General features: G+C 57.2%; 11 protein-coding genes. 10 read left to right on the forward strand and 1 reads right to left on the reverse strand.

The features are described 5' to 3' along the window. The first annotated feature begins 45 nt into the window (after positions 1 to 45). The 4 genes from O9H32_RS09835 to O9H32_RS09850 all read left to right on the forward strand — a co-directional run bounded on the left by O9H32_RS09835 (position 46) and on the right by O9H32_RS09850 (position 3,668). A complete protein-coding gene (locus O9H32_RS09835; RefSeq protein ID WP_269865856.1) occupies positions 46 to 483 on the forward strand; it encodes a prepilin-type N-terminal cleavage/methylation domain-containing protein in 438 nt (145 codons plus the stop codon). A 65-nt stretch (positions 484 to 548) separates the two neighbouring features. Further along, complete coding sequence (locus O9H32_RS09840; protein WP_269865857.1) at positions 549 to 1,322, forward strand: prepilin peptidase; 774 nt, start codon at positions 549 to 551, stop codon at positions 1,320 to 1,322. Positions 1,323 to 1,345: 23 nt separating this feature from the next. Beyond that, entirely contained in the window at positions 1,346 to 3,010 is a 1,665-nt protein-coding gene (gene pilM, locus O9H32_RS09845; protein WP_269865858.1) for a pilus assembly protein PilM, read from the forward strand. Then, positions 2,991 to 3,668, forward strand: a complete 678-nt coding sequence (locus O9H32_RS09850) for a hypothetical protein (RefSeq protein ID WP_269865859.1) — start codon at positions 2,991 to 2,993, stop codon at positions 3,666 to 3,668. Before pilM ends, O9H32_RS09850 begins: the two co-directional genes overlap by 20 nt. 433 nt (positions 3,669 to 4,101) lie before the next feature. Here O9H32_RS09850 and O9H32_RS09855 read toward each other — a convergent pair whose 3' ends face one another. Beyond that, entirely contained in the window at positions 4,102 to 4,239 is a 138-nt protein-coding gene (locus tag O9H32_RS09855; protein WP_269865860.1) for a hypothetical protein, read from the reverse strand. Between the two features lie 257 nt (positions 4,240 to 4,496). Between O9H32_RS09855 and O9H32_RS09860 the strand changes: the two genes are divergently transcribed. The 6 genes from O9H32_RS09860 to O9H32_RS09885 all read left to right on the forward strand — a co-directional run bounded on the left by O9H32_RS09860 (position 4,497) and on the right by O9H32_RS09885 (position 12,240). Then, entirely contained in the window at positions 4,497 to 5,939 is a 1,443-nt protein-coding gene (locus O9H32_RS09860) for a copper amine oxidase N-terminal domain-containing protein (protein WP_269865861.1), read from the forward strand. A 451-nt stretch (positions 5,940 to 6,390) separates the two neighbouring features. Beyond that, a complete protein-coding gene (locus O9H32_RS09865) occupies positions 6,391 to 6,918 on the forward strand; it encodes a helix-turn-helix domain-containing protein (protein ID WP_269865862.1) in 528 nt (175 codons plus the stop codon). A 213-nt stretch (positions 6,919 to 7,131) separates the two neighbouring features. Next, entirely contained in the window at positions 7,132 to 7,548 is a 417-nt protein-coding gene (locus O9H32_RS09870; RefSeq protein WP_269865863.1) for a DoxX family protein, read from the forward strand. 16 nt (positions 7,549 to 7,564) lie between these two features. After that, the gene (locus tag O9H32_RS09875; protein ID WP_269865864.1) at positions 7,565 to 8,440 is read left to right on the forward strand and encodes a VOC family protein; all 876 of its coding nucleotides are present in this window, start codon (positions 7,565 to 7,567) and stop codon (positions 8,438 to 8,440) included. A gap of 418 nt (positions 8,441 to 8,858) precedes the next feature. Further along, positions 8,859 to 10,406, forward strand: a complete 1,548-nt coding sequence (locus O9H32_RS09880) for a sensor domain-containing diguanylate cyclase (protein WP_269865865.1) — start codon at positions 8,859 to 8,861, stop codon at positions 10,404 to 10,406. A 100-nt stretch (positions 10,407 to 10,506) separates the two neighbouring features. After that, complete coding sequence (locus O9H32_RS09885; RefSeq protein ID WP_269865867.1) at positions 10,507 to 12,240, forward strand: methyl-accepting chemotaxis protein; 1,734 nt, start codon at positions 10,507 to 10,509, stop codon at positions 12,238 to 12,240. The last annotated feature ends 117 nt before the right edge of the window (positions 12,241 to 12,357 follow it).

The raw sequence follows: 12,357 nt of genomic DNA on the forward strand, positions 1-12,357 counted from the left end.
AATTGTTATCATACATCTTACAATTCATTTCAGGAGGAATTTTACATGGCTACAGCGGTATTGAAGAGATTCAAGAAGGAAGAAAAGGGCTTTACGCTGATCGAGCTCTTGGCGGTCATTGTTATTCTGGGGATTATTGCGGCGATTGCGATTCCTATGATTAGTGGGATTCTTTCAAAGTCGAGAGCAGACTCCGATGAAGCAACTGCTCGTCAGATTTATGATGCCACTAGAATGTACATTACGAGTGAATTGAATGGTGTGACTCCAATAACGAATGTTACATTGCAAACATTGGTAAATGCACATTATTTGGATAGCGGACTTATACTTCCTAGCACTAAAGAACCACTCATTCCAACTACAACAGCAGCAGTATTCACGAGTGCTGGCTTTGACAGTGTGCAATTGAGAACGACAACTGTAACAGATAAGAACATTACCGCGGCTAAAATCAGTCAAGTAAAAACTACTACACCATAATCCACCCAACCAAGGAATCGGGTCTCCCGGTTCCTCTTTCATGACATACAGAAACGGAGGTTCCCATGACACTGCTCATCATTGCCTACATCTTCGTGGTCGGGATCGTGCTCGGCTCGTTCTATAACGTCGTCGCGCTGCGCGTACCGGCGAAGGAATCCATCGTACATCCGCCGTCGGCCTGCCCGAAGTGCAGCGCGAAGCTGCGCCCGCGCGACCTGATGCCAGTGCTTAGCTGGCTGCTCTCGAGGGGCCGCTGCCGCTACTGCGCGACCCCGGTATCCGCGCTCTACCCGCTCGGGGAGCTGGCGACGGGAGCGCTGTTCGTATGGGTGTATATGCTGCATGGGTGGAGCTGGGAGACCTTGACCGGCGCGCTGCTGGTCAGCCTCTGTGTGATCATCACCGTATCGGATCTGAAATACATGCTCATCCCGAACAAGGTGCTCCTGTTCTTCTTCCCGCTGCTGGCGGGGGCAAGTCTCTTCTCCTCCCTCGACGAGGGATGGGGCGGAGCGGGGAGCGCACTGCTCGGTGCTGCGGCCGGCGGGGGCATCATCATCCTGGTGGCGCTGCTGTCGCGCGGCGGCATGGGCATGGGAGACGCGAAGCTGATGCTCGTCTGCGGCTTCGTGCTCGGCCTGCCGAAGATTCTGCTCGCATTTATCATTGCTTGTATGCTCGGGACGGTGGTAGGCGGTGCGCTTCTGCTCTTGAAGCTCGTGAAGCCGAAGCAGCATATTCCCTTCGGACCTTACCTGGCCGCGGGCACGCTGATCGCTTACGCTTACGGGACAAGCTTGATTCATGGCTATCTCACACTAATTGGATCACATTAATTGGATAACAGGGGGGTGAAATAATGTTACGATTCGGGAACAAACAAGTCGGGATTTCGGTGGATACCAGCGGTCTGCGGTATATCCAGGTCAAGAAGAATAAAGTCGCGGATGCGGCCGGGAGCAAAGGGATGCTGACGCTGCCGCCGGGGACGATCGTGGAGGACCAAATTGTCGACGACGTGCTGCTCGGACGGGAAGTAAAAGCATGGGTAGAACGGGAGGGGCTGAAAGGCGCTTCGGCGATCCTGTCCGTCCCTACTTCGCAGATCATCATCCGCAAGATGCGGATCGAGAGTACGAAGGCCGCAGAGCTGCGCGGACTCGTCGAGCTCGAAGTCGAGACGGCGCTCCGGCTGCCGTTCGAGGATCCGGTATACGACTATATCCCCGTCGAATCTGACGAGGAGAGCACGACGGTGCTCGTGTACGCGGCTTCCCGCAAGCTTATCGACAGCTATGTGACGATGCTCGAGGAAGCGGGCGTGAAGGTGAAGGATGCCGAGATCTCGGCGTTCGCCTTGGCGCGAGGCATTCAGGCCCACCAGTTCGAGAAGCTGGAAGAAACGATGCTGATCTCGCTGGACGAGGGCCAGCTGGAGATCTACCTGTTCCATAACGGCAATCCGGTATTCATGAGGACGATCTCCCTGCAGGATCCGTATGCGGTGGCCGATCCGTTCGCCGCGAGTGGGACGGAGGGCCACGCAGGCCTCTCGCAGGACCAGATCGTCGAAATCACGGCTGAGCTGTCCCGGATCTTGAGCTTCTATCAATACAGCATCCGGGAGGGCGCGAGCCGGATTGTCGACATCATCGTGACGGGTTCCGGCGAAGGCCGGGTACAGCTTTTCGAAGGGTTGAAGATGGCGCTGACCGAGATCTCGGTCCGTACCTTCGACTTCAAGGTGTTCGCGGACAAGCCGGACGAGGTGACCGTGGAAGGGCTGAACCCTTACCGGATCGGCATCGGCCTGTCGCTGCAGGAGAAATCCACCAAGCGCATCAACTTGCTGCCGGGCAGCAAGAAGGACTCCCGCAAGGCGATGCGGATCGCCCTGACCGGAGCTCTGCTTCTGGTATGGGCCGCCGGAGCGGGCGGAGTGACTTACTTCTATCTCGACAACCAGAAGCAGATCGCCGCGGATCTCGATACGATCCACGAGCTCAATGCGAAGCAGGCGGCGGTGCAGCTCCAGCTCAAGAAGCTGGCGGATACCGGTTCGAACCCTGCTGTGGCCGTGGAGGCGATCGGGGCGGCGAAGATCGACGTAGCGAAGACGATTTCTCTGGTGAACGGGGCCATCCCGCCCGGGGGGCTCATCTACTCCCTGGCTTACAAGGGAGAGCAGAAGCTCAACATTACGGTCGACTTCAAGTCGATGGACGATGCCTCCGTGTATCTCGGCAAGCTCCGCGAGCTGCCGTTCGGTGCGGCTTCCTTCATGCAGTCGATCACGGCGGTATCGTACAGCGAGGAGCTCCCTGTGCCGCCGCGCCCTGTTACCGCGCCGCCGGCTGATCCGACAGCAGCTGCCGAGGGGCAGACAGGCGTGCAGATGCCGGCAGCCCCTCCGCAGAAGAAGATCGTGAACGTGACTTACCGCGCGATCTATACTATCGCCCAGGAAGCCGAAGAGAGCCAGGGCCAGAAAGGAGAGGGCGCAAGTGCCAAACAAAACAAATAACAATTCGCTGCTCCTGCTTGGCTTTGCCGCACTCTTCCTGATCCTGTTCGCTTCTTATTCCTTCGGTCTGAAGCCGACGAACGATACGCTGGAGGCGGGCAAGGCCGAGATCGACACCCTCCGGAACGGGCTGCGCATTCTCGAGAAGAAGGTGCAGGAGAAAGAGCTGGCGAAGTCTACGCTCTCCGATGAAGCCATCCAAGCGGCCCTGCCTTCCGGGGATAACCTGGAGAAGCTGACCGTGGATCTGCGCGAGATCGAGAAGGCGTCCCAAGCGAAGATCAACTCGGTCACTTACAACAAGACAGCCAAGAACGATCTGCAGATCCTGCTGAACAGCAAAGACACTCTCTATCCGAACGTGCATATGGTGGAGACGAAGATGGAGGTGGCCGGCACTTATGTACAGGTGTCGGAAGTGATCGAGCGGCTCCAGCAGCTGCCCCGGCTGACCCACATCGATTCGGTCGATTTCGGTACGATACCGATCAACCGGAATTCGGTCACTCCAGTGGATAACAGCAAGGAAATCACGGTCAACGTCTCGTTCAAAGCTTATTTCTCCGCCGGGCAGCCGAAGGATGCGGCTCCAGCAGCGGGTACGGCCCCAGAGGCACCGCCAGCATCGGCCGCTCCGGCTGCTCCGGTTGTGGAGTAGGACGTGCTTTACTTCTTAACTGTACCGCGGCTCAGCTCCCAGTAAGGGGGGGCTGGGTCTTTTTGTTATCTCCACGCCTGCCCGTCATCTTCCCCATCTGCGACGGCTGGTCTCCTGACGGGGTATTCTCTGGCCAGCAGACGGGTGTATTACTCCCGGTTAGGCGAGACATAAGGACAAGGAGTTACAGAGGGAGGCGGGGGTTACAGTGCGGGATAACGAACAGGAGGAGACACGTGCGCCATTCAAGTGAACGTACGGGAAGAAAGGATCATGTGGGGAAGTGAAGTCTGGTTCTTGGGCTAGGGTGGCTATGCGCTCAGAAGGTAAGGGGACACTACATCGAACAGGTGTTACGAATCCGAGGCAGGCGGTAGGCTGGCTGCTTAGGCCGGGGCTTGGTCGAGTCGAAGGATAGGAGCGGAGCGGAAGGCTATTCGGATGCGGATTCCCCGACGTGTACTGTCCGTTCGCCGGCATACTCGAGGGCAGATTCGGTATAAGAGGTCCACGCTTCCTGGCTTAAGCCCAACTGGCGGATCACTTCTTCAACTTGCAGGGTGATTGTCATGAGATTCCTCCGTTAAGTCAGTATAGATTGCATGATGAAAATTACTATAACAGATGCATTCCGAAATGTTTGTCGAAACAGCTTAAGATTACTTTATAAAAAACTGTGAAATTTATCACACTTTGGAGCCATGGGGGAAGAGACTCCGATTTCGTGACGAAGAACATGATGCCGGTCACTGGTCATATGACGGGGGAATTTCTTAAGATGAGGGAAGACAAGACAAGAGCTTGCAAGCCCAAGGAGGCCAACCATTCATGAAGACCCCATCGATCAAGACGACATCGGTAACAACCCCATCGGTAACAACCAGAACTATGAAGCTGCTGCGCGGCAGCGTAATGGCAGCCGTAGTAGGCGGCGTATTGGCCGGAGGCCCGGCATGGGACCGTCCGGTATGGGCGGCGGAGAGCGCAGCATCACCGCTCCAAGTGCAAGCATTCCGCTATCTCGATAAAGAATCCGACCGGATCTCGCTGGATAAGACATCGGAGCCGGACGGCACGCGCGACGGCCATCTCTCCTTGCGAATCGACGCGGGAGAAGGGACGGAGATCAAGTCCATCACCCTGAAGACGGCGGACAGCGCGGGCCGCGACATCAATCACGGACAGTGGAAAAGCTGGAAAGCCCAGGCAGGAGAGATCGGCCATCTGCTAGCTGTGGTGCGGGATGGGAAGATCCTCAATACGACCTTCCAGCCGACGCTCGGCACGTTCAAGGGCATCGCCGAGTTCGAACTGTACGCCTCGGACAACAACAGCATGAAGCCGGGCGAGTATTACTATGTGGAGCTCGAGACGAGCAAGGGGACCGTGAAATCGGAGGTTACGCCTTTTGCCGACAGCGAGACATCCTATGCCCCTGTGGTCATCCGGGAATTCGCCTCGGTGGATCTCAATCAGGACAAGACCGGCAGCGCCGTGTTCGAAGCGGACGGCGGCACGGACGGGCACTTCAAGCTGAAGCTGCACCTCGCGCCGAAGACGGAGGTGCTCGCCATGATTCTGCGTCCGACGGACAAGGAAGGCAAGGAAGCTTACCAGGGCATCTGGCGCACGAACCGGGCGGGCGTAGGCTGGCTGCTCGGCATCGCGAAGGGCGATACGGTCGTCACCCCGGAGTTCAAGAAGGATGTGAAAGAACCTCTTGGCACCTTCAGCGGCCCTGTGGCCTTCGATCTGTATGCGAACAACAACGGTTCGATCAAGAACGGGCAGTATTATACCGTAGAGATCGAAACGACTTACGGGACGGTGATCTCGAAGCCGATCCAGTTCGGCAATGCAGCGTCCAACTATAAGGACGATACGGCGCTGGACTTCCGCACGATTGCCCTGACGCTGGACTCGCGGCTGGCGGCGGTCGACGAAGTGGAGCAGACGCTGGAAGTGGCGCCGTTCACGCTCGAAGGGCGCACGATGGTGCCTATCCGCTTCATCGGCGAGGCTTTGGGCGCCAAGGTGGACTGGAATGCGTCGGACCGCCGTGTGACGCTGGCGAAGGAGGGGGTGCTGGTCGAACTCGTGATTGACGGGAAGAATGCCAAGGTGAACGGGGAGGAAGTCCTGCTCGATGCGCCGGCGGTCATCCGGGACGGGATTACGCTCGTACCCGTGCGTTTTGTCAGCGAGAGCATGAAGATGAAGGTCTTCTTCGACAACGGCGAGATTCTCATTACCGATGCGTTGGAGCAGTAATCGAACGCGCGGGATGCCCTGTGGGCTTACGCAGCCGCCAGCCGGGGCCTGCAGAGGGGAAGCGACGGCTTCCTCACGGAGGAAGGCCTTGCTGCCGCGGAGCGGCTATGCCGTGAGTGGGGCGCCGCCGAGGCAAGAAGCCAGAGCCTATACCTGCTTGCTGTGGGGAGGGTGAAGCCGTTTCGTAGATTGAGGTAAGAAGAGGGGGGGAGTGTACGGCGCGGCCGGGTACTTCCCCTCAGTTGCGTTATCCTGCGTACGGTCAGCCGCCAGAGGATGCCCGTATGGTTTGTTCACTAACGAATGGGGCTTTATAGAACAAGGAGAAGAACCTGGATAGGCGCGATGGTGCGTTTTTGATGCGATAGACCTGTTTTTTGGGAACTCCTTCTTTTAGAATCCTCTATTATTTGATAAAATAGGACTAAAAGCAGCATGGAGACCAGGACATATGCAAATAGGGAGCAGCATTCGCAGCATACGAAGAAAACGCGGCATCACGATGGGGCAGCTGTGCGAGGCTACGGGCTTGTCCCAAGGTTTTATGAGTCAGCTCGAGAATAACAAAACTTCACCGTCCCTGGCTACGCTCGAGACCATCGCTACGTTCTTGAACGTGCCGATCTCTTACCTGCTCCTCAAGCAGGACGAGCGGATGAATGTGGTCCGCAAACAGGACCGCACGACGAGTATGTTCAAAGGCGAGCACAAGATCGAGCATCTCGGACAGATCGGCGGCATGCGCCTGTTCTTGAGCGAGATCCCGCCGGGACAGCCCGACGACGGGCCGATGAACGAGCATGAAGGCATCGAAGCCCACTACGTCATGAAGGGCACCGTCAAGGCGTGTCAAGGCGAGGATGAGTACGTACTGGAGGAGGGGGATACATTCTCCTGGCATTCCAGCGTGCCCCATTCGGTACACAATATCGGTGAAGACACGGCCGTCATTCTCATTATCAGTCATAAAGAAGTATAGTGCGGCGTTGAGCGCAGTTCCTCCAAGGAGCTGCTTTTTTTGTGCTTTTCTGTGGGAACATATATTTATTTAAATAAAATAATATAGTTATAACAAATATTTTGATTGACGCGGACATGGTTTCTAAGCTATGATCATTCCAGAAGATAAGTTGCGTACTTAAAGTAACTATTAACTAAAATTCGTTCCATACGGAAAGCGAGGTAGATTGTAATGAAGCGGTATGAAGTGGGTGCATTGATTTTGAGGGTGGTGCTTGGCCTGACCTTCCTTATTCACGGAGTGTCGAAATTCCAGATGGGGCTTGGCAACGTATCGGCGTTCTTCGATAGCATGGGGCTGCCGGGGTTCATGGCATACCTTGTGGCTGTGATTGAACTGGCTGGAGGCGCGGCGCTCATACTCGGCATCGGCACACGGGTCGTGTCCATTCTGCTCGGGCTGGTCATGCTGGGCGCGATTCTCAAGGTAAAGCTGGCCGGCGGATTCATGGGGGACGGCCAAGGCGCCGGATACGAGCTTGATCTGGCTCTGCTGGCCATGGCGGCTTACCTCGGTCTCAGCGGCAGCTCTCTGTATGCGGTAGACCGCCTGTGGAGCCGTTCGGAATCGGCTGCGGCGCAGCGATAAATGGAGGTGGATTATGATGCGTACCTTGTTAGATCAAGATACCTCGATCGGACTCATCCAGTTGAAGGTCAGCGAGCTTCAGCGCTCGCTCCGGTTCTATACTGAAGTGATCGGTTACAGGCTGCTCGGGCAGAAGGGGCGTAAGGCAGAACTCACGGTGGATGGCGTGCATCCTGCGCTGATCCTGGAAGAGCTGCCGAATGCCCTGCCTGTCCCGCGCAGATCGGCTGCGGGGCTGTATCACTTTGCGATTCTTGTGCCGGACCGGCGGTCGCTGGGACTAGTGCTGCAGAAGCTGCTGGACCATGGACTGCACGTCGGCCAAGGCGACCATCTCGTCAGTGAAGCACTGTACGTCACGGACCCGGACCTAAACGGCATCGAGATCTATGCGGACCGCCCCCGGGAGGGCTGGCGCCGGGATGCGCTAGGACACTATATCATGTCGACGGATCCGGTCGATGCCGAAGGGCTGCTGCGGGAAGCGGCAGGCCATTCATGGTCTGGGCTTCCGGCGGGAACGGTCACCGGCCATATCCATCTACATGTCAGCGACCTGGGAAGGGCGGAGAAGTTCTATACAGAACTGCTCGGCTTCGACAAGACGGCTGGCGACTCGCAGAGCGTCTTGTTCGTCTCCGCGGGAGGCTACCATCACCACATCGGGCTCAATACGTGGGCAGGCCAGGGAGCTCCGGCCCCGCATCCGAACGCGGTCGGCCTGGCTTTCTATACCTTGGTAATCCCCCGGGGGCTGGAGGAAGCCGTTCGCCGGTTGGAGGCAGCCGGCGTCCCGGTCCGTCAGGAAGGCGGGGAGTGGATTACGCAGGATCCGTCGGGGATCGAGCTGCATCTGACGGAGCGCCCGTTCTCCCACGCTATGAACGAATAAATTCTGTATAAATTAAAAGAGCTGTCCCTGGCGATCGTCCGTAAGACGACGAGAAGGGGCAGCTTTTTTAGGTAGGAGCCAAGCAGAGAGGGGATTAGAGAGGGAATGGGTATGGGGGTGGAACGTTTACGGGCTGCCTTTGAAGTCGTGTCCTTAACCCCATACCCATTCCCTCACCGTGCACCAACGTATGGACTGGCACGCGGAGATCTTACAGGACGCCGATAGGCGTTTTTCTTATGAGCTCTATTATCGTGAGGGGCTGAAGGAAGGCCGCGGGTAGGGAAGGACGGTGGGCCGGCAGTCAATTTTGCCGGGCGCGCAGCCGATAATAGAAGGAGGGGAGGTCCTAGGGGCCTGGCCCGATCCAACACGGAGATCAATTTATCTTATTGACATAAGCAGGGAGCGTACAGCGATGAAGCAACCTAGAGGACTGAAGCTTAGGGACATGCTTGGAATCCTTGTGATCGGTTCGGTTCTCTTAACGGCGCTTGTGGGCGGCCATGCCGCCGTGCAGGCCAACATGGCGTCGCTGACGGCAAGTTATCTCGAGAACAACAGCCAGTATGCGAAGAAGCTCTCTTCCAATACGACGAATCTGCTTGGAGTGATGCAGAGCAATTTGAAGTCGATGGCCGAACAGGCGGGCGAGCAGCCTTTGTCTGCCCGCGAACTGGATATTTGGTACAAGGCCAACCGACAGTATTTCAATTCCATTCTCTTGGTCGATCCCGACCGGCGCATTATCGCAGTCACACCGGGGCAGCCAGGGGTCGGTCCCGGCACCCGGCTCACCTCCGAAGCTTCGCGGGAGGCCGTAGAGAAGAGGAAACCCATGATATCTGAGCCTTACATCGGAGCTACAGGCCGGCTGATTTTATTGGTATCGGCTCCTATTTTCGATAGGGCGGGGGTCTACAAGGGATACGTCGGAGGTACCATTTACCTGGAAGAGGACAACGCGCTGAGCCGGTCTCTAAGCGAGCATTTCTATGGCAACGGATCGTATGTCTATGTGACGGACAACCATGGGCATCTCATCTTCCATCCGGACGCCAAGCGTCTGGGGGAGGAGGTATCGGCCAATGAGATGGTCCGCAAAGCCGCAGCGGGAGGGAGCGGTTCCGAACAGATCATCAATACGCGGGGACGTTCCTTTCTGGCCGGGTATGCCTACGAACCGAGCGCGGGATGGGCGATTATCTCGCAGACCCCCACATCGGTGCTCGAAGCGCCGCGCGAGGGATTGATGAAGAACCTGCTGCTCCAAGCCCTCCCGCTGTTCTTGGTCATCCTGGCTGCGGCTTGGCGTGTGGCCTATACCATCTCGGCCCCGCTCTATGCGCTTGCCAAATTCTCTGAGGATGCCATGCTCTCCCAAGAGCCTGTGGCGCTCCGGATGCCGAAGACCGGCCGGTTCATCTATGAAGTGAAGCAGCTGCACCACAGCATTCAGAATCATCTCCTTCATCTTAGTACCGAGATAGAAACCGATGCATTGACCGGTCTGCTCAACCGGAGATCATTCGACCGGACCCTTCGGAGCTGGACGGAGGACAAGCTTCCCTTCTCGCTGATTCTTCTGGACATTGACCACTTCAAAAGGATCAACGATACCTATGGGCATCCCGTAGGCGACAAAGTGTTGAAAAGTCTGGCGGCGCATATGGATGCCTCCACCCGGCCGGGGGATCTATGCTTCCGGTACGGCGGGGAGGAGTTCGGTGTTCTCGTCCGGCACGGCGGGGCGAAGGAGGCGGCTGAGCTTGCGGAGCGCCTGCGGGTGACGGCGGCGGTTCTTCCGCTGCCCAGCGGGGAAGGAATCACGGTATCCCTCGGGGTCGCGGTCTCCGGCGCATCGGCCGTACCCGAGGAGATGGTGTGGATGGCTGACGAGGCGCTCTACCGCTCGAAGAAGGAAGGGCGGAACCGGACCACTGTGTACAGCGGCGGCCAAGGCTGACCCGGCAAGGGATATGAATTCCTTTATACAACTCTGCCGGGATGCCGATATAGAAGATAGGATACGCGGATGTCCACTTGAATATGAAGAAGGGGTTCTTATGACAAATAAAAAATTCACGTTATCGATCAAAAGCAAAGTCGTGCTCACCGTGGCTGCCGCGGTTATAGCCAATGTCGTCACGGGTTTCGTCGGTGTAGCGGGGCTGCAGAAAGTACAGCGCTCCCTGGAGGAGAGTCTCAGCATACGTGCCGAGAATATTGAAGTGATCCGTTCGGCCGCTGTGGATCTGCACCAGATGCTGGCGGCCGAGCGGGCGCTGTTCGTATTTGAGCCGGGCACGAAGGAGTTCGCTGCACAGCTCGAAGAATTTAAGAAGCAGCAGGCCTCCGAGGAGAGGCGGTTCAAAGAATATTTGGGCAATAAGCTGGGGCTTCCCGATGAGGAGAAGCTGATCGGGGTATACGAACAGGCCGCGGCGGCTTACCGGAAGTCCACCGAAGGGTTCATTAAGGATTTGTCATCTTCCGATGCGCAGGTGCGGCTCGCTTCGATTCGTGCCTTGTATGGGGAGGGGTTCGAGGTGTTCGACGAAATGGAAGGCGCCCTCGATGACATCGGCGATTATTACTTTGACGACAATGAGAAGATGCTAGAGAATGTAAAGTCCGAATATTCGAGGCTTCTGCTGCGTACGGGCATCCTCATGCTGCTGTGCATCGGGGTCACCAGCCTGCTCGGCTATCTCATTATCCGTTCGGTCAACCGCCCGATTCTTATGCTGCGGGAGAACGTGCGAAGAATGGCGGAAGGTGATCTGACCGTGACGGCGCGGGTGTATGCGGCCGATGAGCTCGGCGGCTTGTCGTCGGACTTCAACACGATGACGGACCGGGTCCGGAGCCTGATCGGCACGGTCCAGCACTCCGTACAGAACGTCAGCGGTTCCTCGGAAGAGCTGACGACGATCTCGCAGGCGACAACAGCGACCAGCGAGGAGATCGGAAGGGCTATACAAGAGATTGCCGCAGGCGCATCGCGGCAAGCCTCTCTGGCGGAGTCGACGAACCAGCGGACCCTGCAGCTCTCGGGTATTATTGAACAGGTCACCGAGGGGAATCACAAGATGAACGAATTGTCGGTTGAAGCCGATCATGTGATCAGCGGCGGTATGGAGCGGGTCAAGCAGCTTCAGGAGCACACGCGGGAATCCGGCGATTCCAACGCTGTGGTATCCGGCAAAATTCATGAGCTCGCCTCCAAGATGAACGAGATCTCCTCGATCCTGCAGACGATCAACAACATCTCGGAACAGACTAAGCTCCTCGCCCTCAATGCGAGCATCGAAGCGGCGCGTGCCGGCGAATCCGGACGGGGCTTCGGCGTGGTGGCTTCGGAGATTCACAAGCTCGCGATGCATTCCTTCGAAGCAACCCAAGAGATCAAAGAGACCGTCGTGAGCCTCGAGACCGGCTTCTCCGCTGCGCTGAAGGCGATGGATAACACCGCCCGGATCGTCGGCGATCAAGGCCGGATTGTGAAGGACACCGGCGGTGCGTTCGATACGATGGCGGCTACGTTCCGCAGCATTGTGGCCTCCATCCAAGCGATGAACCGCGATATGGACCAAATGCACGCACTGAAGGAGCAGGTCGTAGAGGATATTCAGGGGATGTCGCATGTGGCGAGCGATGCCGCGGCCGCTACCGAGCAGATCAGCGCGTCCTCGGCTGAGCAGCTCACCGCCTTCTCGATGCTTCACAAGGCAGCCCAGGAGCTCAAGCAGCTCAGCGTGAGCGTCGACGCGGAGATTCGGAAGTTCCACATCGGCTAAGCCGAGTTAAGGTTGCTTTCTTGTAATCTTGTAATGCGGCGGATCCTGGAATGAATGTCATGATGCAGATACGCTAGCCCCGGCCCCTGGCCGGGGTTTTTCGTACTGTCGTACTGG

Source organism: Paenibacillus caseinilyticus, from assembly GCF_027533645.1.
Taxonomy (GTDB): Bacteria; Bacillota; Bacilli; order Paenibacillales; family NBRC-103111; genus Paenibacillus_G; species Paenibacillus_G caseinilyticus.